The organism is Nostoc sp. NMS2 (assembly GCF_017115105.1).
GTDB lineage: Bacteria > Cyanobacteriota > Cyanobacteriia > Cyanobacteriales > Nostocaceae > Nostoc.
This window is the reverse complement of the sequence record NZ_JABXKH010000178.1, coordinates 101,688-128,276: the sequence shown is the minus strand read 5'-3', so window position 1 is coordinate 128,276 and position 26,589 is coordinate 101,688. Positions and strand designations below refer to the sequence as shown.

20 protein-coding genes and 1 pseudogene are annotated in these 26,589 nt (G+C 40.8%); 10 read left to right on the top strand and 11 right to left on the bottom strand.

From position 1 onward, the window contains the following. Positions 1-30: 30 nt before the first annotated feature. Entirely contained in the window at positions 31-1,911 is a 1,881-nt protein-coding gene (locus tag HWQ36_RS33555) for an iron uptake porin (protein WP_292711272.1), read from the bottom strand. A gap of 32 nt (positions 1,912-1,943) precedes the next feature. On the opposite strand from HWQ36_RS33555, the gene HWQ36_RS33550 reads away from it, so the two are divergent. Further along, positions 1,944-2,213, top strand: a complete 270-nt coding sequence (locus HWQ36_RS33550) for a hypothetical protein (RefSeq protein WP_292711269.1) — start codon at positions 1,944-1,946, stop codon at positions 2,211-2,213. Positions 2,214-2,364: 151 nt separating this feature from the next. On the opposite strand, the pseudogene HWQ36_RS33545 reads toward HWQ36_RS33550, so the two are convergent. Then, positions 2,365-2,598: pseudogene (locus tag HWQ36_RS33545) on the bottom strand (transposase); the annotation flags it as partial. A 443-nt stretch (positions 2,599-3,041) separates the two neighbouring features. Here HWQ36_RS33545 and HWQ36_RS33540 point away from each other — a divergent pair. From HWQ36_RS33540 to rppB, 7 genes are all read left to right on the top strand, one after another. Next, on the top strand, positions 3,042-3,740 hold the full coding sequence (locus HWQ36_RS33540; RefSeq protein ID WP_292711266.1) for a DUF305 domain-containing protein: 699 nt from the start codon (positions 3,042-3,044) through the stop codon (positions 3,738-3,740). A 365-nt stretch (positions 3,741-4,105) separates the two neighbouring features. Continuing rightward, on the top strand, positions 4,106-5,671 hold the full coding sequence (locus tag HWQ36_RS33535) for an efflux RND transporter periplasmic adaptor subunit (protein ID WP_292711263.1): 1,566 nt from the start codon (positions 4,106-4,108) through the stop codon (positions 5,669-5,671). Between the two features lie 65 nt (positions 5,672-5,736). Continuing rightward, the gene (locus HWQ36_RS33530; protein WP_292711260.1) at positions 5,737-8,853 is read left to right on the top strand and encodes an efflux RND transporter permease subunit; all 3,117 of its coding nucleotides are present in this window, start codon (positions 5,737-5,739) and stop codon (positions 8,851-8,853) included. A gap of 61 nt (positions 8,854-8,914) precedes the next feature. Continuing rightward, the gene (locus HWQ36_RS33525; protein ID WP_292711257.1) at positions 8,915-9,400 is read left to right on the top strand and encodes a hypothetical protein; all 486 of its coding nucleotides are present in this window, start codon (positions 8,915-8,917) and stop codon (positions 9,398-9,400) included. 414 nt (positions 9,401-9,814) lie between these two features. After that, complete coding sequence (locus HWQ36_RS33520; RefSeq protein ID WP_292711254.1) at positions 9,815-10,294, top strand: hypothetical protein; 480 nt, start codon at positions 9,815-9,817, stop codon at positions 10,292-10,294. A gap of 64 nt (positions 10,295-10,358) precedes the next feature. Beyond that, the gene (gene rppA, locus HWQ36_RS33515) at positions 10,359-11,063 is read left to right on the top strand and encodes a two-component system response regulator RppA (protein ID WP_292711252.1); all 705 of its coding nucleotides are present in this window, start codon (positions 10,359-10,361) and stop codon (positions 11,061-11,063) included. Next, positions 11,050-12,438, top strand: coding sequence for a two-component system sensor histidine kinase RppB (gene rppB, locus HWQ36_RS33510; protein WP_292711249.1), 1,389 nt, complete (start codon positions 11,050-11,052; stop codon positions 12,436-12,438). The genes rppA and rppB overlap by 14 nt, the downstream gene beginning before the upstream one ends. A gap of 8 nt (positions 12,439-12,446) precedes the next feature. Here the strand turns inward: rppB and HWQ36_RS33505 are convergent, their stop codons facing one another. Beyond that, the gene (locus HWQ36_RS33505; protein WP_292711246.1) at positions 12,447-13,031 is read right to left on the bottom strand and encodes a Uma2 family endonuclease; all 585 of its coding nucleotides are present in this window, start codon (positions 13,029-13,031) and stop codon (positions 12,447-12,449) included. A 116-nt stretch (positions 13,032-13,147) separates the two neighbouring features. Next, positions 13,148-13,786: a peroxiredoxin gene (locus tag HWQ36_RS33500; RefSeq protein ID WP_292711243.1), complete on the bottom strand. Its 639-nt coding sequence runs from the start codon at positions 13,784-13,786 to the stop codon at positions 13,148-13,150. 434 nt (positions 13,787-14,220) lie between these two features. Here HWQ36_RS33500 and HWQ36_RS33495 point away from each other — a divergent pair, with 434 nt between their 5' ends. Then, positions 14,221-14,934, top strand: a complete 714-nt coding sequence (locus tag HWQ36_RS33495) for a hypothetical protein (RefSeq protein WP_292711240.1) — start codon at positions 14,221-14,223, stop codon at positions 14,932-14,934. A gap of 2 nt (positions 14,935-14,936) precedes the next feature. Here HWQ36_RS33495 and hpsP read toward each other — a convergent pair whose 3' ends face one another. From hpsP to glmM, 7 genes are all read right to left on the bottom strand, one after another. Beyond that, positions 14,937-16,109: a hormogonium polysaccharide biosynthesis glycosyltransferase HpsP gene (hpsP, locus tag HWQ36_RS33490; protein WP_292711237.1), complete on the bottom strand. Its 1,173-nt coding sequence runs from the start codon at positions 16,107-16,109 to the stop codon at positions 14,937-14,939. Between the two features lie 109 nt (positions 16,110-16,218). After that, positions 16,219-17,394: a hormogonium polysaccharide biosynthesis glycosyltransferase HpsO gene (gene hpsO / locus HWQ36_RS33485; RefSeq protein WP_292711235.1), complete on the bottom strand. Its 1,176-nt coding sequence runs from the start codon at positions 17,392-17,394 to the stop codon at positions 16,219-16,221. A 107-nt stretch (positions 17,395-17,501) separates the two neighbouring features. Further along, positions 17,502-18,482 carry a hormogonium polysaccharide biosynthesis glycosyltransferase HpsN gene (hpsN, locus tag HWQ36_RS33480; RefSeq protein ID WP_292711232.1) on the bottom strand — a complete coding sequence of 327 codons (981 nt, stop codon included), beginning with the start codon at positions 18,480-18,482 and terminating at the stop codon, positions 17,502-17,504. Positions 18,483-18,792: 310 nt separating this feature from the next. Further along, positions 18,793-19,941 carry a glycosyltransferase family 4 protein gene (locus HWQ36_RS33475; RefSeq protein WP_292711229.1) on the bottom strand — a complete coding sequence of 383 codons (1,149 nt, stop codon included), beginning with the start codon at positions 19,939-19,941 and terminating at the stop codon, positions 18,793-18,795. An 11-nt stretch (positions 19,942-19,952) separates the two neighbouring features. After that, on the bottom strand, positions 19,953-21,599 hold the full coding sequence (gene hpsL / locus HWQ36_RS33470; protein WP_292711226.1) for a hormogonium polysaccharide biosynthesis protein HpsL: 1,647 nt from the start codon (positions 21,597-21,599) through the stop codon (positions 19,953-19,955). 37 nt (positions 21,600-21,636) lie between these two features. Further along, on the bottom strand, positions 21,637-22,404 hold the full coding sequence (locus HWQ36_RS33465; protein ID WP_292711223.1) for a glycosyltransferase family A protein: 768 nt from the start codon (positions 22,402-22,404) through the stop codon (positions 21,637-21,639). Positions 22,405-22,821: 417 nt separating this feature from the next. Next, positions 22,822-24,294, bottom strand: a complete 1,473-nt coding sequence (glmM, locus tag HWQ36_RS33460; RefSeq protein WP_292711220.1) for a phosphoglucosamine mutase — start codon at positions 24,292-24,294, stop codon at positions 22,822-22,824. A 1,301-nt stretch (positions 24,295-25,595) separates the two neighbouring features. On the opposite strand from glmM, the gene HWQ36_RS33455 reads away from it, so the two are divergent. After that, positions 25,596-26,312: a heme oxygenase (biliverdin-producing) gene (locus HWQ36_RS33455; protein WP_292711217.1), complete on the top strand. Its 717-nt coding sequence runs from the start codon at positions 25,596-25,598 to the stop codon at positions 26,310-26,312. The last annotated feature ends 277 nt before the right edge of the window (positions 26,313-26,589 follow it).

The window sequence follows — 26,589 nt, the reverse complement described above, 5'->3', positions numbered from 1 at the left end:
GTATTTTATTACATTTACATCAGTACAAAATTAAAACCGGAAAGTTGCTCTTAATGCTCCAACTACTAAAGCATCGTTAGCAGCATTGTGATCGGGATTGAAAATGACGAATAAGCCCGGAGTCAGGGCGATATTATCGCTCAGTTGGGCGCGGTAAAAAAGTTCTACGTGAATTGATGTGTCATTACGTCCGCCTGCTGTTCCCCCGTCAGAAAAGTTGGGAAAATTGAAGCCATCGGGTAAAGTACTCGAAGTAATTTTGGGTGGTTGTCCGACGAGAACGCCCCCTAAATTTCCAGGATGCAGCAAATTGGGAAAGGCCGCGAACACCATCCAGTTTGTAGTTTCTACGCTTCCAGGAAGGTTGAATGGTTTGGAAGAAGTAAAGCCACCCCAACCGCCCAACTGCAAGTTAGGGTTAATTCGCCAAGTAACGGTAGCGCCAATGGCTTGAGTATCGAAAGCTGTTGCATCTGCAAAAGGCGAAATCAGTTGCGAATCGCCGATACCACTTCCCAGTAAGCCATCTGGGGAGTGGGAATAAAGATAATGTACGCCGATATCGATGTTATTGGTGGGTGCTAAACTTAACTGAGCGCCAGCAGTAAATCTACCGCCAAATAGTCCGCCCTGGTTGATGTTGCCAGAAAAATTGGGGATTTCTGCACTATAAACGCCTTGTAAACTGATGCGATCGCTAATTTGCCAATCAAAGCCTATACCACCAGTGCCGTTGCCAATACTTAAAATCGGGTTACGCTGACCAAATAGAGAAATTGCACCGTCGCTAGAACCTTCTAAAGGGCTAATACCGCGAAAGGTGTTGATGGGGTTGACTCCCGCCGTACCTACGACAATTCCCAAGTTATCCGAGACGAGAAATCGATAAGATAAGTCACTAACAACTAAATTGTTGTCTGTATTTGACTCGAAACCCAACCGCCCCATATTGGTAGATAGCAATGATGCATTAGAACCCAAATTACCAGCAGACAAACCTGTCAACAGCAAATCTCGCCCTGTAAATGAAGTTGCTAAGGTTAGTTGAGCGCTACTTGTGAAAGTCAGATTGGTTTTTCCCTGGCGTTCAGGGACTCCATCTCTAGGAAACAAATCCACATCGGGGCTATTGCTTCCCTGAACGCTAAAAACGGCTTGACCAAATAATCTGGTAGTTGTAGAAAATTGATTGGCTTGTAATTCAGTAGTGTGCTGTTCTATAGTCTCGACACGCTGTTGTAATTGCTGCAACTCTGCTTTGAATTCGCTTTGCAACCTTTGCAGCAAGATTAAATCTTCACTATTAACAGTATTAACTTTATTGTTAGCGTAGGCGTAGCCCGCCGCAGGCATCGCTTCGTTAATCTTCTCTAAACAAGCGTTTAAACCAGCCGCAAATTCATAACGGCTGATAGTGCGGTTTCCCAGATAATTCCCATCCTGGTATCCCGCAATGCAGCCATAGCGTTCTACTAGAGATTGCAAAGCATCAAAAGCCCAGTCGGAAGGTTGCACGTCTTTAAGTTGTGACACCGACGTGACTTGAGACATTTGGTTGTATGAGTCTGGGGGCTGGGGTTCTTCTGTGTTTTCCTGGTTCTGTGCAACTTTGATTACAGCTTGAGTATCTTTTAACTCAGGTAAATTAGAGGAATTTATAAATTGAATTTTTTCTCTACTTTTTCTAAGTATATTTTCGTACTTAGGCTTTATAGCTGATGAAGTAGTTATATCTGGCTGCACAAATTCAGGCGGTGTAATTTCAGCAGGCGAGACAACTTGAGATAAATTTTCTTGTGTTGACTGCTGCACCAGATTATCTGCCGTAATTACGGGCTGTTCTGGTAAATTAAGGGCAGAGATTGGCGCTGTTGCTAGCACACCCGCCATCAGTAGACTAATATCACTCATGGTATTTCATTTGACTTGCACCAATACTTCTTTTGACAGACAAAGTTGGTGTATATCAGGAAACTTTTGAAAAAAAGAGTGATAAAAGTTACTGTGATTTGGAGATGCGATCGCAGTGTCAATGGAATCCCTTGCTACAGATCATGCCAGTTAAGAAGATTTGTAGCGACTGTCTTAAAAGTCAAGCGATCGTTAACAAAAAACCGGGACTCTTAACATTGACGCAACTGGGAAACGCTGCGCTAGATTCTGCGGTGGCTGGTACGGGCAAAAAGACTTGTGGCTCTTGGTTAAGATGGTAGCAGCCCGCACCAGCCACTCCGCTTCGCTGCAGAATCTTCCCCAGTTGCTGGATTTCCCGTGGAGATAAAAAAGAGCATAAAAAGTTGACCCAAATGCCGCAATGGGATCATCGGGGGGACTATTCCAAAGTATAAAAACGTTGAGTTGTGATTAAGCGTTGGCAATGGGTTGTAAGTTGTCAGTTACACGCCAAGGCAAATTATCTCGAACCATTGCATTTAGAATAACTAACATTTTATGAACGCAAGCAGGAAGAGCTAATTTTTTCGATTTACCACGTTCGACAAGGCGCTCATAAAAGGCCTTGATAACCGGATTATGACGCATAGCAACAACAGCACCCATATAAAGAGTGGCACGAACATGAGCGCGACCGCCATTAATCGTACAATCAGATTTAAACTATAGGATAAGAGTAGCTCCACTAGATTTGATATTTCTGATTCTGTATTTGCCACTTTCATTGCTTTACCCAGAGGACGGATATAAACATCTAATGTGGCTTTACTCACATCAATACCTACCCATTGAGCAATATTTTCCATATTTCACTCTCACGGATTGTGTTTGTTATAGCTGCATATCATTAATTTTGACGAGTAGATAAGTTCTTCAATTTATCTTCTTTCCTTCTTCCTTCGTGTACTTCGCGTCTTCGCGGTTCGTTCTCTTAAGTAAGTCGGGGATCTGCTCACCCTCACCTATCAAAATTAATGATATGAACCACTAGATACCCAACTTCTCATCTTGAGATTTCATCCTAATTTCATTTCTGGCTGCCAAGCTAAGGAGTAAATATAAAATTAGGAAACTATGAGGTGAGACTTATGCAACTGCTATCTTTAAGAAATGGCTTTTTGGTGTTAACCTTTAGTGCGATCGCTTCAGCCAGTGGGTTAATGACAGGCTGTACTAGTACTGCTTCCCAGATCCAAAGCCAAGCGCCAAAGGCAACTACCACCAATGCTAACGATAAGCAGATGATGAATCACGGTGGTGGCATGATGAATCACAGCATGGGAATGGATTTAGGCCCAGCCGATACTAATTTTGATTTACGATTTATCGACGCGATGATACCGCACCATCAAGGCGCTGTGGAAATGGCGAATGTTGCACAGGTGAAATCAAAACGTCCTGAAATCAAAAAACTAGCAGACAATATCATCAAATCGCAAAACCAAGAAATCACTCAGATGAAGCAGTGGCGACAAGCTTGGTATCCCAAGGCGGGAGATAAACCAATGGCTTACAACAGCCAAATGGGTCATACGATGGAAATGTCATCTGACCAAATGAAAGGCATGATGATGAGTCAGGATTTAGGTGCGGCTGATGCTGAGTTTGATTTGCGCTTTATCAATGCGATGATTCCTCACCACGAAGGGGCTGTAAAAATGGGGCAAGATGCCTTAAGTAAGTCTAAACGCCCTGAAATCAAGAAATTAGCCCAAGAAATTGTTAAAGCCCAAGATATAGAGATTAAACAAATGCAGCAGTGGCGAAAAGCTTGGTACAACAAGTAATTCGTAATTCGTAATACTTCGGCTACGCTCAGTACAAGTTCGTAATTCGTAATGACGCTCTCTACGAGACGCTAAAAGCGTAGCTTGCTTCCAGGGGTACGCGGACTTGCTAGCGCTACGCTCTAAGCGAAGCCATGCCGCAGGCTTTACGTAATTCGTAATTCGGGATAGGTGTTTGGTTATTTTAAAAGCGATGTCTACGATGCTCACTGAGCGGCTGGTGAGCGGAGTCGAACCATGCCGAAGTGCGGGCTACGCCTACGCAGCATAATTTCATCCTAATTTCATTTCTTAATGAAAGACTGGGTAGTGAGACGGAATCACTGTATTTTCTCTGCCTCTGTATCCAAAGACTTTTGATAGCGATGTCTAACTCCTATTCCCAACCACTTACAGTTATTCGCTGTGTTTCTGGGACACTTTTCAGTGTTTTGTTACTTGCTAGTCCCGCAGTTGTTTTGGCTCACGCCGGACACGGAAATGAGTTTCAAGGAGGAAGTGAAACAACGGGTGCTACTAATTCTATTCAAGTTGATGCCCAAACAGCCAAACGGCTAGGAATTAAAGTTGAACCTGTCAAACGCCAGCAGTTATCTGTTGGGATTAAAACTACCGGACAGATTGAAACTCTACCCAGCCAAAAAGCGGAAGTAAATACGCCAATTTCTAAAGCAAAAGTGGTTGAGTTATTGGTGGAACCTGGTGTCATGGTGAAAAAAGGTCAACCAGTTGCCGTTTTATCCAGCCCTGAACTGGTGGAAATGCGGGTTAATTCTCAGGAAAAACTTGCTCAAGGTCAGGCTGATTTACAGCAAGCGCAGGCTGATTTAAGACTAGCTCAACAAAACCGCGATCGCTATCAACAAATAGCCGCAGCTGAAATAATTCAAGCACAAAGCCAAGTGGCTTATGCTCAAGAAAAGTTTAACAAGGATCGACAATTAGCTGAGGCTGGCGCTTTACCACGTCGTAACGCTCTTGAATCCGAAACTCAGTTAGCTCAAGCCAAAACCGATCTTGCGAAAGCCGCTAGTCGTCGGGACGTTATTGAGGCAGAAAATCAGCTAAAACGCGCTGATTCAGCCGTTCAGGTAGCAAAATCTCGTATCCAACTAAGTAATAGTATTTATCAAACTCGGCTTTCTCAATTGGGAACCCGCGCCAATGCTCAAGGACTTGTTACTATAATATCTCCAATTTCCGGCAAAGTTGCCGACAGGGAAGTTACCCTTGGTCAATCATTTGAGGATGCGGGTGGGAAGTTGATGACAATTATCAATGACAGTCGCGTTTTTGCCACCGCGAATATTTATGAAAAAGATTTGAATCAAGTAAGAAGTGGTCAACAAGTAAGGGTGAAAGTTGCTTCTATACCTAACCGTACCTTCGTCGGACGAATTACCCGCATTGGTTCTGTGGTGGAAGGAGAAACGCGAGTTGTACCAGTGCAAGCTGAACTGGAAAATTCTGGTGGAGTGCTAAAACCAGGAATGTTTGCAGAATTAGAAGTTGTTACAAACCAAACATCATCAGCCATATTAGCAATTAAGAGCGCGGCTGTAGTTGAAGCTAATGGCAAACAACAGGTTTATGTACAAAATGGCAACGCCTATCAGCCTGTAGAAGTTACTTTAGGTTACACCTCTGGGGATATGGTTGAGGTCAAAACTGGCTTATTTGAGGAGGATTTGATCGTGACAGTGCGATCGCCTCAACTTTATGCTCAGTCTTTACGTGGTGATACTAAGCCAAAAGTAGACGAACACACAGAAACCCCTATACAGGCTACAAGAGAGCCAGCACCACTGTGGTTACTGGGATTAGGAGCAGCATTAGCCGCGATCGCTTTTATCGCAGGTGCTTTTTGGTCTAGTCGTCGCACCAATCAACTTCAACTAGCACAGCACAACGTAAATAAACCACCCATTTGAAATGTCTAAAACCCTTACACCATCTTAATTACGAATTACGAATTACGAATTACGAATTACAAATAATGCTGAGTGCGATTATTAAATGGGCGATCGCCCGCCGTTGGTTAATCATTCTGGGTACAATTGTCCTAACGCTTTGGATATTTCGGACAATCATCCAAATGCCGTTAGATGTTTTCCCTACCTTTGCACCACCCCAAGTTGAAATTCAAACTGAAGCACCAGGACTAGCACCAGAAGAAGTTGAATCTTTAGTAACTTTACCAATTGAGAGCGCAATTAACGGTACTCCAGGAATCACCGCAGTACGTTCTTCTAGTGCGTCGGGAGTCTCCGTTGTCAAAGTAATTTTTAACTGGGGAAGCGATATTTATCAAGCTCGCCAATTGGTAACAGAGCGATTGCAACAGAGTTCTAATAAGCTTCCTGAAGGAGTGGAAACGCCACAAATTTCTCCCACCAGTTCCCCCATCGGGACTGTACTGGAATACGCCTTTACTTCTAAAAATACTCCTTTGAGGGAAGTGCGGCGCATTGTCGATTGGCAAGTAACAAATCGTCTTTTGGCTGTTCCAGGTGTTAGTCAGGTTGTAGCCTATGGCGGCGATATTCGCCAATATCAAGTATTAATTGACCCGGACAAATTACAAGCCTTTAATGTCACTTTAGAAGATGTGCAGGAAGCTGCATCTGCTGCCAATGTTAATGCACCGGGTGGTTATTTAATTACTCCAGATCGCGAAAAATTAATTCGAGGTATTGGACGGATTGAATCTATCGAAGAATTACAGCAGTCAGTAATTATTGCCCGCAACGGTACACCTATAAAAATATCTGATGTAGCTGATGTCCAAATTGGTGCAGCTATCAAACGAGGTGATGGCAGCTTTAACGGTCAAAAGGCAATTATTGTAATGATTAATAAACAGCCTCAAGCCGATACTCCTACTGTTACCCGTGCCATAGAAGCGGCGATGTCAGAAGTAAAATCTGGCTTACCCGAAGATATTAATATCACCCCTACCTTCCGACAAGAAAACTATATTGATTCTTCCATTGACAATGTTAGAGAAGCTTTGATTGAGGGCAGTATTATTGTTGCAATTATCTTGATTCCATTTTTGATGAATTGGCGGAATCTAGCTGTTTGCCTAACTACTCTTCCCTTATCTTTACTAATAGGATTACTATTACTAAATTGGCTAGGACAAGGTTTAAACACCATGACTTTGGGAGGATTAGCAGTATCAATTGGTTCAGCCGTTGATGATGCCATTGTTGATGCCGAAAATGTCTATCGTAACCTCAGAGAAAATAAATACTCTCCCAACCCGCGTCCAGTTTTAGATGTGGTGTTTTACGGTTGCCAAGAAGTGCGTGATTCACTTTTTGGAGGCACTATAATCACCCTAGTTGTCTTCTCCCCAGTTTTTGCATTAGCTGGTGTAGAAGGTAGTATTTTTATCCCAATGGGATTAGGCTATATAGCGGCAGTTATCGGTTCTAGTATCACAGCTTTGACAGTAACTCCGGCATTATGTGCAATCTTATTACCTTACGGTAACTTGCCAGAAAAAGAGCCTTGGATTGCAAGATTTTTTAAGAAGCTTTATCATCCCCTATTAGCATTGTCTCTGCGGCGTTCTGGAATTATTTTAACCCTAGCTGCTGCCAGTTTAGTAGCAGCTGCTGTGATTGCTCCTTCTTTTGGAAGAGTGTTTTTACCAGAATTTCAAGAGCAAACTTTAGTGAATACTCTCACTCTTTATCCTGGTGTATCTTTGGAAGCTACCAATGCAGCTGGAGAAGCAATTCAAGATGCGCTGAAGGGAGACTCTAGATTTCCTTACGTGCAGTTGCGTTCTGGGCGTGCGCCTGGTGATGCAGATGCAGCAGGGGTAAATTTCGGACATTTGGATATTGAGTTGAGCAAAGCAGCGATGGAAGATAGGGAGAAAACTATTAAAAAGCTGCGGGAAGAATTTGTTAAATTACCAGGAGTAGCGCCAAATATTGGTGGTTTTATCTCTCACCAAATGGACGAGGTTTTGTCTGGAGTGAGAAGTGCGATCGCAGTCAAAATTTTCGGTTCAGAATTAGAAGAACTCCGCATCATTGGCAGCCAAGTAAATGAAGTAATGAAAACCGTTAATGGAATTGTTGATTTACAACTTGAGCCTCAAGTACCAGTCGAACAAATACAAATTAAGTTCAACCGTGAAGCTGCTTCTAGATATGGTTTAACAGCAGGAAAACTTTCTAAAATTGTTGAAACTGCTCTCAATGGAAAAGTAGTTTCCCAAATATTGGATAAACAACAAACTTTTGACTTAGTTGTGTGGTTAAAACCAGATGCACGTCAAAGTTTAGATACCATTGGCAATTTATTAGTTGATACTTCTGACGGTCAAAAAATTCCTTTATCACAAGTTGCCATAATTCATAATGGCACAGGCCCAAATACAATTAACCGGGAAAATGTTTCCCGCTTGATTGTTGTTTCTGCTAATGCTAGCGGTAGAGATTTGCGCTCTATTGTCAACGAAATTCGGGATAAGGTCAACCAACAAGTGCATCCTCCCTCTGGTTACTATATTCAATATGCAGGGCAATTTGAGGCGCAAGAACGAGCCACTCAAAATATCTTAATTTCCAGTGCGATCGCCTTTGTCGTCATCACAGTAATTATGTATCTTTCAGTCAAATCTATTCCTTCTACCATCATGATTATGATTAACTTACCTTTAGCATTAGTGGGAGGAATATTTTCAGTAGCTTTGACAGATGGTGTGATTTCTATTGCTTCCTTAGTTGGCTTTATCACTCTATTTGGAGTTGCCACTCGTAATGGTTTGCTACTAGTAGATAACTACAATACCAAATTTGCGGAAGGGATGCCTCTTAAAGAAGTACTTATTAAAGGTTCAATGGAACGGCTAAACGCCATTTTAATGACAGCTTTTACCTCTGCTTTAGGGTTAGCACCATTAGTAGTTGGCAGTGGCCCCGGTAAAGAAATTTTGCAACCCCTTTCGATAGTAGTATTGGGTGGCTTATTTACCTCTACAGCATTAACACTGTTAGTTATTCCAGCTTTGTATTCTCAGTTTAGGAAGTTTTTAGTTCCTAACAATACTATATTATTACAAAATATTGATGTAGCCAATTACCCAGTATAATGAATGGGCTTTTCTATTTTTTACATCTCAGTTATTGATTGTTTGAATGCGGAGTAAATCAATGATTTCACTAAAATCCAGCTTGATTGTTATAGGAAGTGCAGGGCTGCTTTTTTTGGGAGCTTGTAGTAACAGTGATCAAGCAGCTAATACCGAAAAAAGTCCTGCGAATTCTACTTCAAGTGCTAATTCATCAGCTTCGCCTGCTGCTCAAATATCTCAACAGCATGGTGAATCTAAAGGAGGTCAAGTTGTGGAGACAGGAGCCTATCATTTAGAATTTGTACCTGAGAAAGAAGCTAATGGAACTCACATGGATTTCTATTTGCTAAAAGGCGACAATCACGAAACAATATCTAATGCTAAAGTGAAGGCTCAAGTTCAGACACCTGATGGAAAGCAGAAAACTTTAAACCTTGCTTATGACAAAGAAGGTAAACACTATACTGTTTTGCTCCCAGAAAAATCTTCAGGTCAATATCAAGTGAAGATGCTTGTAGATATTGATGGCAAAAAAGTAGATGGTCGTTTTAATTTTAATAAGTAAATCTGTAAGCATTTGCTTTCTTCTCTTTGCGTCCTTCTCTAGGAGACGCTGCACGTAGCTTGCTTCCCTGTAAGGATACCTGACTTTTCACAGTATCTGGAAAACCTCTCTCTAAATCTCTCTCCTAGAAGGAGAGAGACTTTGAATTTTCCCCCTTCCCGCATCGGGAAGGGGGTTGGGGGGTTAGGTTTTTCGTAGTATTTTCCACATGACCTGAATTGTCAGGTAGGGGTACGCAGTTCGTTAAAAGAAAATCACTTTAACAAAGAATTTCAACCTGAACTAAACCGTATTAGGACATACCCAAATTTCATCTTGATTTCATCTGTCTCTGTCAAGCTAGTTAATAGCAGATTTATTTAAAATAATGAGTCTGAGACTAGATTAACAAGATTGATTTATTAGAGATTTAAAATGCTGAAAAAATTCATTTTTATAACTGCGGTTAGTTTGACACTTACAGCTTCACTTTCTGCTGTCCATGCAAGTCAGACACCAGCTAATAAGAGTTTTCCTCATATTCTTAGCACAGTGCAATTTCCTCAGACTAAATGGGGAACTGTTCGGCATAGTTTCAAATTGGAAATTCCTCAAAATAGCAGTGCTATTACCCAGATAAATATCGATGTTCCACCAGGTTTAACTGTAAAAAATGATTTCAGTATTTCCGATCAATCTGGTCGAAAAATTCAGGCAAATACCACTGTTAACGGTAACAAGATTGCGATCGCTTTCCCCCAAGTTGTCGCCCCTGCGAATATACTCAATATTGATATGAATAGGGTAAACCGAAGGGGAACTTCAAATGCTTGGCTCTACCGAGTTTCTGCTAAATTTGTTGGTAGTGATGCAGAAATTCCCGTAGGTGTAGCCCAGTTTCGGATCTACTTTTGATAGATTTTTAAACCTTGAGGAGGTAAAGATGCTTCTCAGGATATCAATCTAGGAGGTAAATTATATGAGAGTCCTACTAGTCGAAGATGAGCCAGATTTGGGTTCGGCAATTAAGCGCACCTTGAATCTGGAAAAGTATGTAGTTGACTGGGTTTTAGATGGTGAGGAGGCATGGGATTATCTAGAAAACCAGTGGACGCAGTACACCCTAGCTATTATCGATTGGATGTTGCCAGGATTGTCTGGGTTAGAACTGTGTAGTCGGCTACGAACACGGCGTAATTCTCTACCAGTTTTGATGCTGACAGCTAAAGATCGAATGGAAGATAAAGTTGCTGGATTGGATGCCGGTGCTGATGATTATCTGGTGAAGCCCTTTGGTATGGCGGAATTGTTGGCGCGGTTGCGTGCTTTGCAGAGGCGATCGCCCCAATTTCAATCCAAGGAGTTAACTGTTGGCAACCTGACTCTCGATTACAGCAACAGTATGGTTGTTAGTCACAACCATCAAGGGGATAAACAGGTAATTCCTTTAACTCATAAAGAATTCCAGCTACTAGAGTATTTTATGAAGCATCCGCACCAAATTGTCACAACTGAACAGATTCGCAATCAGCTTTGGGAGGTGAACGCAGAACCCGTTAGTAATGTGGTGGCGGCTCAAATACGTTTGCTGCGCCGCAGATTAGCTAATAGTGGCTGCGGAAACCCGATTGAAACTATGCATGGTGTGGGATATCGTCTCAATCTCACCGATGAATCAAAATAAACTCTTTAACTTAACCCGCATTCGTTTAGCTCTGTGGTATGCACTCGTCATGGCTGTGATTTTAAGCCTATGCGGATTCGGTGTCTACAAAGCCGTATCCCATGCCCATTGGGTAACATTAGACCGAGAATTGGAATCTGTTGCCGGAACGATACACGACAGTATCGAACTGAAACTAAAGCAACCTGGACGTGTTGAACCAGTTGTACAACAGCTTTTACCAAATATTTGTGTACTTGGAGAAAGCTGTATTCAACAGCATTCAAGTTCTAAAAAGCATATTCTCAGTGCCATCCATCAAGGCTACTACTATGTACGTTTTTTTGATAATTCTGGACGCTTGATTGCGATCGCAGGTTCTCATCCAGAAAAACTTTCTCTAGTCTTTAACAAAAAACTTTGGCAAACGATAAAAGACAGCAAAGGCAAGCCATACCACCAAATTTCTTTTGGACTGCACACTCAAGATAATCGTGATTGGGGATACATCCAAGTTGGACGAAGTCTTGAGGATTTCAATAGTTATCTGGATGCTGTAAAATTAATTTTAGCCGTGGGATTGCCTACAACGATGGTTGTAGTTAGTGTTGCTAGTTGGTGGTTAGCAGGATTAGCAATGCAACCTATTTATCAATCTTATAGACAAATTCAACAGTTTACCGCAGATGTAGCCCATGAGTTGCGAACACCTTTAGCTGCAACACAAGCAACGGTGGAATCAGCTTTGTTAATGCCGAAATTAGATGAAATCGAAGCACGGGACATTCTACGAACTATACAGCGTCAGAATCATCGACTCACTACTTTAGTTGTAGATTTGCTCCTTTTAACTCGCCTAGATCGGCAACATATCCCATTACGACATGAATGTTGCTTGAATGATATTGTCAACGACTTAATAGAGGAATTTGCAGCGATCGCATTTTCTGCTCAAGTGACACTGACATCTGCAATCAGAGTCGAGCAACCTCTAAATATCGTAGGCGATTCTGACCAGCTTTATCGTCTGGTTTCTAATTTAATTATCAATGCAATTCAATACACGCCACAATCTGGAAAAGTGACTGTTGTCTTAGATCGTAGTGAAAATTATGCTGTGATTCAGGTTCAAGATACAGGTATTGGTATTCCACATCAGGAACTGACTCGGATTTTTGATCGCTTTTACCGAGTAAATAGCGATCGCTCTCGTAAAACTGGCGGTTCTGGATTAGGATTAGCGATCGCTCAGGCAATTATTCAGTCACACCAAGGTGATTTAAACGTGCAAAGTCAATTAGGCAAAGGCAGCACTTTTACCATTCAATTACCCTTAGATGTCACGCCAATTTACCAATTTAAATTGCTGTATCGTCGCCAGCCTAAATTTAAATAAAACTTATCTTACCAAACTTTACTCATATTCAAAATGAACCCAGGTAATACCGACTCGCCGCTAACGTTAGTAGGATTATCCAAACATTCCTCTGGCAATCCAGGACGATAAATATAAACTTTACGCTGCTTACGGTCAATTAACCAGCCTAACTGTATTCCTGGCTCATTCATATATTCCTCCATTTTTTCCTTCAAAGTCTGGAGGTTGTCACTAGGAGATTTGAGTTCGACTACAAAATCTGGACAAATGGGAGCAAACTTTCGCTGTTGTTCTGGAGATAGAGTATTCCACCGTTCTAATTTAATCCAGGAGGCATCTGGAGAGCGTTCTGCACCTGTTGATAACTTAAATCCGGTACTAGAGCTAAAAGTTATACCTGTACCATCTTGTTCCGACCAAACCCACAACGGCCCAAATATATTACCTTCTCGGTTTCCTGTCTCTGAACCAGTAGGAGGCATAATTACCAATTCTCCAAATTTATTTCGTTCAATACGTAAATCACGATTTACCTGACAGAATTCAAAAAATTGTTCGTCTGTCATTTGCATTGATGACGGAATTTGCAAAACCAAAGGGGATGAGAACATAGGGATTTCCTCCAGGTTCGGATGCTAGCCCACTGACTATATTCTCACCCAAATAAACAAAGACGCAAAGATATAACTTTGCGTCTTTGTTTTTTTATCCGAAATCATTTTCAGATTTACTTGTTAGGCTGAGGAGTTAGCCGCAGATAGGGTTTGATTTCCTCGTAACCTTTGGGGAATTTCTGTTTAAGTACTTCTGGATCTTTGAGTGAGGGGACAATTACAACATCCTCTCCATCTTTCCAGTCAGCTGGTGTCGCCACGCTGTAGTTATCAGTCAATTGCAGAGAATCAATCACTCGCAAAAGTTCATCAAAGTTGCGTCCCGTGCTGGGGGGATAGGTGAAAGAGAGACGGAGTTTCTTATTGGGGTCAATCACGAAAACCGATCGCACTGTCACAGCTGCATTAGCATTGGGGTGGATCATGTCGTAAAGGTCAGCAACCTTCCGATCCGCATCCGCCAAAATTGGGTAGTTAAGGGTGGTGCTTTGTGTTTCTTCAATGTCTCCCACCCAGCCTTTGTGAGATTCTACATCATCAACGCTGAGTGCGATCGCTTTGACATTGCGCTTGTCAAATTCTGGTTTTAGCTTGGCAACTGTGCCAAGTTCTGTTGTACAAACAGGTGTAAAATCAGCAGGGTGAGAGAACAGCACAACCCAGCTGTCACCTGCCCATTGGTAAAAATCGATGTCGCCGTGTGTTGAGGCTTGCGTAAAGTTGGGTACTGTGTCACCTAGACGGAGAGCCATGTGAGATTCCCTGTAGTTAGAAAGGCATATATATTCTAGTATGCCATCATGACATAAAACCCCGATTTCCCAATCGGAGTTTAGCGGTTTGAAACAAAATTTTAAGTTGTCAACACTCTCAGATAAGGGATAAAAAGGAGGTAAGAACTATTGACTAAAGTACAAATATATGCTTGAAGTTATTATTTTTTCCCTACAGGTTTTTCTTTACATAGAGGATTGCAAGCATCAGGGCAATAGCTGACTACAAGCTAATGCACGTATAGGCTTATTGAGGTGCCATATTTCCATATTATTGCAAAATTACGATAAATTTTCTTCGCATAGATGCAATATTATGAGAAATTTATAAGCTATGACAAATTTAATTGTCACAAAGCAAGTAATGAGAATAAAGACTACAAATATGTTTATTATTTTTGAATTTTGAATTAATGATGATAGTAATCTTTTTGGTTATTGGTGTTATCCTCAGCACAACTGCAAGTTTTGTTTTTGGAGTTCCTTGGTTAATGCCGATTTTAGGTACTACTGTTCCCTATCCCATTTTCTTTTTACAAATACGTCGTCAACAATATAAAAGTGCTTTTTGGTGGATGTTACTGTGGGGAGTTTTGCAGAGTATTGCTGTAATTGTAGCAACAACAATCGCACCACAAACAGCAGCAAAAGTCATTCTCCGTGGACAGTCATACACTACAGAGATGTTCCACTGGATTCGCACGGGAGAAGGTATGGAAGGAACAATCCGTTTATTTTTACCAGACCATTTATTGCAATACGGAATTTTTTGTATTCTCTGCGTTGTCACCTTAAGTAGTGCGGCATTGATATTCGGCACTTGGATGCTGAACTACATGAATTTTTATGTTGCAGAACTGGTAAAAGTTAGTGCTAAACCTTGGTTAGCAGCTATTTTAGGATGGTATCCTTGGTCACTTCTGCGAATCATCGGATTTATCGCCACTGGGGTAGCTTTAGCTGCTTTAGGATTAAATTTAATAACTCGCATCAGAGGCGAAGTTCCGAAGTCTTCCTTTCCGAAAACTTATATGTTAATTGGGATTGGTTTTGTGATTGCGGATATCGTTGTCAAAGCAGTTCTAGCACCTATTTGGCAAAAACTGCTGTTGTCTGCGTTGGGTTAAATTCATTCCTTCGCCAGAATTTTTTGGTACGCTTGGATTGTTTGCTTTGCGATCGCATCCCAGCTAAAATTCTCCAATGCATATTTTTGGGCGTTTAATCCCCGTCGCTGGCGTTCTGCGGGATTTTGCAAAGCTTCTTGTAGTAACTCTACCAGTGCTTGCACATCTGTTGCGCCTACCCAACCCGACTGACTATCACGTATTTGTTGACAAATATGTACTTGGTCAGAAATGACTACAGGTACACCTGCAACCATCGCTTCAGCTACAGCAATCCCAAAATTTTCGTAGTATGAAGGTAAGACAAATAAATCAGCAGCTTGTAGTAAACTAACTTTGAGTTCACCAGTCACAAAGCCAGTAATTGTAGTGTGCGATCGCAGTGGTGAATTTTGAATTTGGGATATTATCTTTTGTTCGTAATCTGGATCTTGAGGATTTGTCCCAGCTAAGACAAAATGAAACTTGTAACCAACCGTTAACAGTTTCTCTAGCGCCGGAATCAACAAATTTAACCCCTTTTTTGGGTCAATTCGTGACATAAATAGTACCAACGGTACATCCTTTGGTATTTCTAACTGACTACATACATTTTTAATAGAAGATTGACGGGGAATCACACCCAATGGAATCACCAAATCTGGTGTAGATACTCCAAATCGTTCTGATATTTTAGCTTCTTGAGCGCTGGTAAAATGAATAGCTGCCGCACCAGCTAAATTTTGACGTTCTATAATTGCAACATAAAGCTGTTTTAATTGTTTTTTCTTCTGTAAATCAGCCGGATCGAGAGTACCCAAAGGACGGAAAATATAAGGTAGCTTTTGCTGACGACACACAATAGCAGCAGCACTAATTATTGGGGAGAATAGAGCATGAATATGTGCTATATCAAACTCGTGAGCATGAAGTTTTAGCCAGTTTAGTAAATCTAGAGAAAACTTGTAGCGACGAAACGGCGCACAACGAAAGTAAATTATTTCATAACCATCTTGTTTAATTGGGCGATTTAAAGGAACATCCAAAGGTGTTTGACCATTATCGCCATTACTATCAGTTGTCAGAATTGTAACTTCTACTCCCTCTTTTACCAATGCCGGAGCTAACCCTAGTACCATTTGACTAGGCCCGCCGTAAATTAGAGAAATTGAGGGGACAATTTGTAATATTTTCATTTTTTGTCATTAATCAAGGGATTTTAACCCACGGAGGTGGGTTTTGTCTGTGTAGCCGCGACTTCTAGTCGCCAGGGCTAGTAATAAATTAGACTTTTAAAACATCCTATCAATGACTATTAACCAATTCTTGATAAAATTCTAATTGCTGTTTAGCCAAAGCTTTATTTGTATATTTAATCATTGCTTTTTGATAACCCATTTCACCCAGAGTGTGAGCAAAATCTGGTTTATCCATTAATTGAACTAAGCAATTAGCAAGAGCTTGAACATCACCTTCAGGAAATACTAAACCAGCATCACCAATTACATAGGGAATTTCACCAGAATCGGAACCAATCACAGGTACTTGGCAAGCCATCGCTTCAATTAGCACATGACCAAATTGCTCTTTCCAGCCAGCAGAAGTTAAGGTTTTGAACTTATAAGTTGTTTCTGAAGGCAATACTAAAGTACTCATTAAATTGATATAATTTGCAACCTCGTCATGAGGAACACTTTCTATTAAAATTAACCGTTCTTGAATATCATTTTCTGCCGCGATTTTGATTAATTCGCTTTGTAACTCTCCTCGTCCCAATAGCAGTAATTTCCAAGGTTTATCTTTCAATGTAATTAAGGCTTGTAAAAGCGTTAATAAACCCTTTTCTTGCACAAATCGCCCAACGAAACCTACCACAAAGTCTTCTTTGTTAATGCCAAACTTAGCTGCTAACTCTGGTTGAGCTTTGGGAGTAAATAAACTTTCATCTACACCCAGTTGTGGCATGACTTTAATTGCCCCTTTATATCCTCGTTGTCGCAAAACTTCTGCCCCATCTTGATTGCCAGAAATAATGCCGTGGCTGTGATTGAGGTTATATTTTTCTAACAAAGCAACTGGTAATTTCAGATTATATGGTAAATTCCACCAGGTAAAAAATACATTTTTTGCCTTGATTCCTAATAGCTGATTTAAGACAATCATCTGAGTATAAGCTAGTCCCCTAGACCCTTGTTCAACTTGGATGATTTGGGGACGAAATTCTTTTAACAAAGATATCAAATCAGCGCCAAAGGTAAGGAGTCCCTGATGATTTTGACTAAAGTTAGAAACAGGAACTATTCTAAATTTACCTTCATCACGGTATTCAGTTTCAATAATTCTGTTTTGTACACCGCCTGGTTTCCAACGTTTTGGGACTACAACTGTCACTTCAACTCCCGATTCTAGTTGAGATAAAGCGCGTAATTTCTCACAGTTGAGGTCTACGATATAAGTGTGGCTAGCAACTAAGATTTTCATTTTTCATTTATCCTTTGTTATTCACTAATGACCAATACTTCGACTTACCTCGACTTCGCTCGGCACAAGTCGCTCAGTACAAGTGACCAATGACAAATGACTAATGCCTAGACTTGTTCATCCAATCGACTGTAAATTTGACCATCGTTCCATAGTGATTGGATGACACTACCCAAGGCTTTGAAAAAACCCAAAGTGTAGAAAATAGCGCGAGTGGCAATTTTGATGGGGGAACCGCTTTTATGGCAAGGTGGTCGTCCCAGAACGTGACAGTCAAATAAACGGCCGTATAGGCGTAAAGCTTGAGTCACAGTCAGGTTTTTCAGCCCTAGTAGGAAATGGTTGTGGTAGAAAGTGAGTTGATATTTTAGCGATCGCATACTAATATCATGACAACCCCCTGTTTCTTCGCCTAAATGCACCAAATGAGCTTCTGGATCGTACCAAATCTTATATCCCGTCTTTCGTACCCGTAAACAAAAATCTGACTCTTCGCGCACCGCACTACCGCGAAACCTCTCATCAAACCTCAGCCCGTACTTAGTAAAGATTTCGCGGCGAAATGACATATTACAACCTCTCGTTGTCAGCACTTGCTGAGGTTTGATGGTATGTACTAAATCAATATGATACCAAGCAATTCCTGGGTCCATAGCTTCGGGAGGCAGATATTCAATCTCTAAATCTCCTCCAGAATCACCTAATTTCATTCTGTCAAACACCCGTCCGGCGACAGCCCCCACTTCTGGGTTTTGCAAATAATTTTTCGCATGGGCTGATAACAATTCTGGGGTTAGCTGAACATCATCATCAATAAATAATATTATTTCACCAGAAGCCCGCCGCACAGCATAATTTCGCGCCCCTGGCAAACTTGCCCAATTTAATCGCAACCATTTAATTTTACCCACCCCTGCCATCTCTTCTAGGTAGGCTTGAATTTCTGGTTGGTGCGTTGGGGTTTGGTCTACAACTAAAACTTCAAAATTTGGATAATCCTGTTTCAGGACATCTACAATACTATCTCGTAGCGCTTCCTCTCTACCATAAGTCGGGATAACGACAGTAATTAATGGCCAATTATTCATGATTTTTATTAAGTAATTTTTCTACTTTGATAATAGCCTTATACAAATTAATTTTCATTAACTTCACTAAGCTATTATTGCCTTGAATTTTCCCCCTTCCCTACTAGGGAAGGGGCTAGGGCGTGTTTTCAAACTGCTCGTTTAGCCTCCTAACTTTTTAGATCCCCTCAACCCCCCTAAAAAAGGGGGGCAAAGAGTCTCTTAAAGTCCCCCTTTTTAAGGGGGATTTAGGGGGATCTAAGACTTTGAAAACACGCACTAGGGGAGTTAGGTCTTTATTGATTTTTCTGCACATCTGAAAACTCAAGATTCACACTGCTGCATAGAGATTATCAAATAACTCATTTTGCTTTTCGGAGTTATGTACAAGTTGCGCCTGAGCTAATGCTCCTGCACTTAAAAATTCGTAATGTTCTCGCTTATCACTTCTATCAAGAAATTGCATGATTTGTTGCAATGCTTGTTCTGCTAAATAGTCATAAGTACTATCGACAATTTCCCAATATTCATCAGTTTTAGTTTTATCTCCATGTAGCCAATTGCTCCAGTGCCTAATTTCATTAATTGGTAACTCTAAAATATAGCCATTTTCACCATTACGAACAAACTCTGGTAAGGCGCATACATTTGTCGTAATTGCAGGAGTTGCAACAGAAAAACCTTCGATGATACTATAGCCATAAGTATCATGTAATGTCGCCATTAATTGAAAATGGCTTTGCGATAATAGCTCAATAACTTTGTCATTAGGAATATTTCTATGGAAAACAACGTTATTTAACTTTAGTAACTTTAAATCTTCTACATATCTACTGCGGTCAGGGAAATCAGTTGGAACTCCCGAACCATGTTCCAGTCCCGATATTATATGTACAGTAATAGGCAAACCTAGTTTTTCAGCTTTTTTGGCTAGTCTTAAAGCAACAACTCCACCTTTACGGGCAATGTGATTTCCGATAAATACAAGCTGGAGATTTTGTTGTTCTTGATAAAGTTTCGATTGCTTAACTTTTATTGGGAAGTTTGGATGAATAACATCCACTTTCTTACTTACTTTTTCTTCTATTTTCCAACCTTCTATTCGCTTGATTAATCTCAACTTGGCATAATCAGAAATTGCAATAATTTTTTGACAATTGTCTAGTGCTAATCGATTATTTAATAACTCATAAATTGCCGCTTCAACTTGATTGTGAGGATTTCTATATAAAATACGATGATCCTCAAAGGTGAGAAACCAAGGTTTATTTGTGTATAAAATTCTGTTGAAAGAATGAATTGCTTGGTATCTTTGCCATACAGGTTGCCAAGCCATAAAACTGGCTAAAGGATACCAAATTTTTTCTATAGGATATCTGCCTGTGGGGAAAGACTTGGGGTGGATGAGTGTATGCCGAGAATTTCGAGGTAGGTTTGGAATGCTAAGGTGTTTTTGACCACATATAATAACTTTTGCCATTTTTATTTCATTTAAATTGTTTTTAGACGTTTTCTCTTGTTTTTTTGCTCAGGGTTGGCATCTTCTATATCTTGTTTCTCTAGTTCTGGTAGTTTAAAAAGAACTCCCGCAAAAAACCAATAATAGACAGCAACCGGGTCAACATCTAGAGGATAGTAGTAGGTGTTGTAGCTAATAAACAATATAAACACCCATAAAGCTGCTCCGTAACTGCGGAAATTACGGTTCTTTATGGAACGATAGGTTTTAAAGGCAATAATTGTTAAAGTTGTTACCAAACCCAAAAAAGCTAGTACTCCAAGAATTCCAACTTCATAAAGTAATTTGGGGTAGTAGGTTTCCACCAGCTTAGTTTTACCCATTGCACGAGCAGAGTTAGTTGCTCGACCTAAGCCACTTCCTAAAGGCCCATCTACGTTTTTCCAATTCTCTTCAAATTGCTGGACGATAAAATCTTGAGGTGGTGAAGCGTCCCAGCGACTGGTAAAGCTCTCGGTTCTCTCTTGGACGACGGTAGGGTTAGTTACCATCACAATTCCTAAAACTATAGCCAGTCCTATACCTATGGGGATAAATCGTTTAAGGTTGCCAATTTGACCAGTCAGCAATAGCAAAATCCCGAAGCAAATTGGTACTAAGGCTAAGGCGATTCTTTGTCCAGAAATTACAGCATTGATAAAGACTGTCACTAAAGAACCTAAACCGACGAGCCGCCAAATTATAGACGGGTCGGTGAAGCCGGTGGCAAAGGTAAAAAAGGTGCTGGAAATTAAGAACCACGCCCATTGCCAAGGGGCTACAAATGTTCCTGGCAGACGAATTACTCCTTCTTCGGGACTATATAAGAGCGCTCCACCAAAATAACACCGGGCTTCTAGTGATGTGACAAATAGGGCATTTCCTTCAAGACCTCTAGTGCCGTGACATATACCAGTTAGTAGTAAGAGGTATTGAATACATCCCAATACACAACAAAACAGTATGAGAACAATCTGGAGGCGCGATAAAAAGAGAAAATCCCGCTTATCCCGAATTAGATAGTAAGCACAACCAATCAGGGGGACATAGCCTAAAAATACTTTCAGCCCTAAAATTCCCATACCTAAAGGTATTTCTTTCTCTACTTTTTCTAATAGTCCTACACTAGGCGGGTTAAACTGCTGTCCACCATTGACAAATAATAGTGTTAGTACACTGCAACCCAAGACAATATAAAGTGGAATTTTAATGCCTTGGGGAATGATTAAAGGTAATCCCTGCTTTCGACAAGTTTGCCAAAGTCCAATTAGCGCTGGAACATAAAAGGCATCTTTAGCTAATTGGAGTATGGGACTACTGCCCAAGTAGTAGGTGATAGTACCCCCAACAGGTACGTAAATGATAAAGGCATATAGCGCTTGGCGCGGGTATTTGTAAGAAAGGGAGATGATGATTATCCCTAAAACACCGGGGACTGCTGCTTTAATTCCACCTACGAAAAAAAGCACAATGCCAATGAAGATACCGCCAAAAGTGGCGGTGGTGAGTAAACTAGTGAGTTCTTTACGTGCTAGGGCTGCTTTGCGTTTTTGGGCTAACTGTTCTTTGAGGCTAAGAGTAGAAGTTTCCTTAGAAGCCTGCTTTTTAGATGTCTTGGATTTTGACTTTATTTTCGGCATAGTAGGGCTGTCGCCTATCAGCAATCGTGGTAATACATTATACTTGACAAATCTTTTGGGATTGCTGTAAGTTGTACAATCCGAATTCGTCTTTAACTGATTGATTTAATAATTTGCGATTAAAAATGCTAAATCTTAATCTTTTTGAATTCTCAAAAAGGTTTTCTCCTGTATCCAGGATATAAACTGCTCCTGGGAATGGTAATGATTTAATATCTTTTCCTTTATTCTCTAAAATATCCCTAACTTTGCCGTGATCTATATAATATCGATAGTATCCGTAGCCCCGATTATACTCTGCACTTTCGGGCAAATAGTTCAAATCATAACGAATAATGTTACAACTGCCGCACATTTTATAAAAATTCCTTCTTTTAATATATACATATTTACTGCCTTCTTGATATTTATAACCTTTGTTAATAACCCATCCATCAGAATCAGGATGTTGTTGAATAAATTGGGCCAATTTTTTGCTAACACAATCATCAGCATCAATTGCCATAGTGTGAGTAGGAGAAAATTGTTGAGCATAAATTAATCCTTTTAATATTTTGCGCCCTTTATCTGTATCTCCTTTAGCTACAGGGTTAGTCTCGTTGGGAGGAGAAAAATTAACTGTAACGTATGTGATATGAGAATGGGTAAATTCTATTTTTGGCTTTTCGTGACAAACAACAATAACATGAAAGTTAGGTGAGGTTTGATTGCAAACTGATTTAATGCATCTTTCAAATAATTGTGTAACACGTTCCCAGGAATTGGAAACTTTTGCACTTTTAAGTGGGATAACAAAAACAAGCATGACATTATCATTGGATCAAGTATAGGAATCTGCTTTGAGTTTTGAAGTTAATTGACTTACAGCTATTTTCAGGTAAATAGACCATGCAGGTAGGGGCAATTCATGAATTGCCCCTACAACCAATGTGGTTCAAATACATGAAAAGTGCTGTAAGAGGCAATAGGCAAAGAAGCATTTTTGAGTATTGCTGAGTTTGTTCAAAAATCAAATATGAGTCCTATAGCTAAGAATCTTGAGGTAAATAATAACACGTTCAGACTGATGTCATGACGTGGTGAGCTTTTTGACAAGTAATTAGGCAGACATTATATAACAATACAAATACAAATGTCACAGCTTCTACAGATAACCAATGGTTAATTTGTAGAAGCTGTGACAGAAAATTGGCGTTTGTTAAAAGCTGAGATAATAGCTAACTTAGTCCATCAGATGTTGCTGGACTTTTAAAACTAATTCATTTGTCCAGTAGTTGGTAAGTTCGGCATTGGCGGCTTCTACCATGACTCTGATTACTGGTTCTGTACCAGAGGCGCGAACTAAGATTCTACCAGAATCACCCATTGCTGCTTCAGCAAGGGCGATCGCTTGTTGCACCGGTTCGCAATCTTGCCATCCCAAACGGCGATCGCGATTTGTAACTCGCACGTTTCGCAATATTTGCGGATATGTCTGGAAGCTTTGATCTACTAATTCTGCTAGGGATACACCCGCTTCTTTCACCAAAGCTGCTATATGCAAGGCTGTTAACAAGCCATCTCCAGTGACGGCATAATGACGGCAAAGGATATGGCCTGATTGTTCGCCACCTAACATTCCCCCAGTTCGCTGCATTTCGGCTTGCACGTATTGATCGCCAACTGCGGTACGAATTAATTTACCACCAATTTGTTGCCAAGCTTTTTCAAAGCCTAAGTTGGCCATGACTGTAGATACAATCAGGTTGTCTGGTAGTTGTTGGTTTTGTTGTAAATGCCGTCCCCACAGGTAGAGAATGTAATCGCCGTTAACTTGCCTGCCAGTATTGTCTACTGCTAAGACGCGATCGGCATCGCCATCGAAGGCAAAGCCGATGTCGGCGTTGTGTTCTTGGACTGTGGCGGCAAGAATATCTAAATGAGTGGAACCGCAGTTAACATTAATGCGATCGCCATCTGCTTCGTTATGCAAGCAGATCACCTCTGCCCCCATTTCTGTAAATACTGACGGTGCTAACCCGACTGCTGCACCCCATGCCAAGTCTAAAACAATTTTCATTCCCTGAAGATTGAGGGCACTGTTTAAGGGTTTTTTCAACGCCTCGCTATAATGCCCCACTAACTCAAAACGTGAGTAATGCCGTCCGCAATTACTGACTTTAGCGATCGGTGATATTTTCCCACGCAGTCCCGCTTCTATTTCTGCCTGCAATATTTGCGGTAACTTTCCACCATTTGCACCAAAAATCTTAATTCCATTGTCCTCTGGGGGATTGTGGCTGGCAGAAATCATTACTCCGCCGATGGCATCACTGATACTGGTGAGATAGGCAACGCAAGGAGTGGGACATAATCCCAAATACCAAACCTCTAATCCTGCTGCTGTTAACCCTGCACTCAAAGCCATTGCTAGCATATCGCTGGAGTTTCTAGAGTCCTGTCCGAGAATGACTGGGCCTATTTGAGTAGCATGGTTACGTAAAACAATCCCCGTCCAAAAACCAACTTGTAATGCTAAGGGCGCACTCAGCAATTCTCCCACTCGTCCGCGAATCCCATCTGTACCAAATAAAGGATTTGCTGGTAGTGAGATTAAATTTAGCCCAAAACTGCTTTCAATCCCTTTGCCCAATCCTTCAACTTCCGAAGCAGAATCCCCAGGAATGCCTGGTATCCGAGTTATAGATGAAACCATATATTTAAACACTCCACACAATCACACTGAAAAATAGCACTTAAGACTTTATTCAGCAATTTTGACATGCTTTTTCTCTTTAGAAATTCATTCTAAATTAAGCCATTTTTACGTAATTATACTGAATCACTGACTTTCTAATTGTAAATATTTCATGAAGCCAGTATTAGTTTTTACATTCTTAGTAAAGTTTCCACATTTTAGCTAATTATTCCTTTTATGCCCTTAACTTGAGTCTTGATTTTTATCGAACAGAATTCAGGACGGGCTAAACCCTTGCTATCCGCTAACAGGAGCGGAGCCGGAGACGCTCCGCCTCCGGTCAGAAGACCTTTCCTGAATTCTGACTTCTGAATTCTGAATTCTTCTTCAACTGTATTTAGTTCACATTTTGCAATGCTATAGCGGTTCTCAGTTGAGTGAAATACAGACCTAACAAGAACAGCCCCAACCCTTGTAGCGTTGGGGAGTAAGATTCAAAGCCTCTCTCCTTTTAGGCTACGGTGTACACACATCTTTGTATAAAACCAAAATCGTAGTAGATCCCCCTAAATCCATGCCACCTGCTCATGGGGGAAACCACGCCAGATGCTCCACTACAGCGCTTCGCGCATCCTGCGGCGGGGGAGACCCCTGTTCCCGCAGTGGCTCCCCTTAAAAAGGGGGACTTTGAGAGCTTTTTGCCCCCCAATTTATCGGGGGGTTGGGGGGATCAAAAGCTTATGGGGCAACTCTCAAAGACTTGTGTATACACCGTAGCTCCTAAGAGGAGAGAGGAATGGAAGTGAGGTCAAACTGTATTGCTTCCATTCGAGAACCGCTATATTAACAAAAAATAGAATGTAAGAAATATTACCTAGATTTCATCATGAATATTTTTTAGGACAACCAAGAATGAAAGCGAAAGTTAGCTTATAAACCTCATCTAAGTTGAGAACCGTAGTTTTCGCCCTCACCCTAAATCCCTCTCCCATATCTGGGAGAGGGACTTTGAAATTCTAGCTCCCCGAATCCCAGATATGGGGGATAGGTTGGGGGATAAGGGCAAATCCTTATTCATTAGAGTTGAACTACAGGTTTCAAGATAAACGTGGTTTAACAACAGAAAATCAAAACACCAGTATGTAAAGTTATATTCTTATAGTTTTGCTATTGTGTAAAAAACTACAAAATCATCGCAGCTTAAAAAATTTTAATATAAATTCTCATCAAATAGTTTTAAGGTAACGTTTTAATGGCTTTTTTAGCCGTTAGTGAATTAAAACTCCGGCAGTTAACTTTTTAAAGTTGAGAAATTTAGCATGAGCAGCAATTTAGCAACCAAATTACGTGTAGGCACTAAGAAAGCCCACACGATGGCAGAAAATGTAGGTTTTGTCAAGTGCTTTTTAAAAGGAGTAGTAGAAAAAAACTCTTACCGGAAACTAGTTGCTAACTTCTACTTCGTCTACTCAGCGATGGAAGAAGAAATGGAAAAGCACCGCCAGCACCCAATTCTTTCTAAAATCAACTTTCCCCAGCTAAACCGCAAGTATACCTTAGAGCAAGACCTAAGTTATTACTTTGGTGCTAACTGGAAAGAGCAAATCAAACTATCTCCCGCAGGTGAAGCTTATGTAAAGCGCATCCGAGAAATCTCTGCCACAGAACCAGAACTGTTAATCGCTCATTCATATACTCGTTACTTGGGCGATTTATCTGGGGGACAAATTCTCAAAAATATTGCTGTAACGGCGATGAATTTGTCTGATGGGCAAGGAACAGCTTTTTATGAGTTTCCAGAAATTACTGATGAGAAGGGATTTAAAGCGAAATATCGCCAAATTTTGGATGAATTACCCCTTGACGATGCGACAACCGATCGCATTGTTGATGAAGCAAACGCCGCCTTTGGGACGAACATGAAGCTGTTCCAGGAATTGGAAGGCAATTTGATTAAAGCGATCGGCGTAATGTTGTACAACAGCCTCACACGGCGACGGACACGCGGCAGCACTGAACTCGTCACTGCTGAGTAACGGTATTGACATTGCGGAGTATGGTGTGTGGAGTCTAAGTCTAGATAGCTTGATGAAAGATAATTCATAGGTGTTTCTGAAAAAAGAGCGAGCAAGCTCAAAATCAAAATATTAAGGGGCAATAGCCCTGTGACTGTTTTCTATTCGTGAAAGCAAGCATGGGGAAATTGCCCCTCAATTTTGATCAAAAGAGTTAGGAGTCATTCAATTTTAGATTTAGGATTTTAGATTTTAAGGTTTTCTTTCAATCCGCAATTCAAAATTAGGTAGTTTCTGC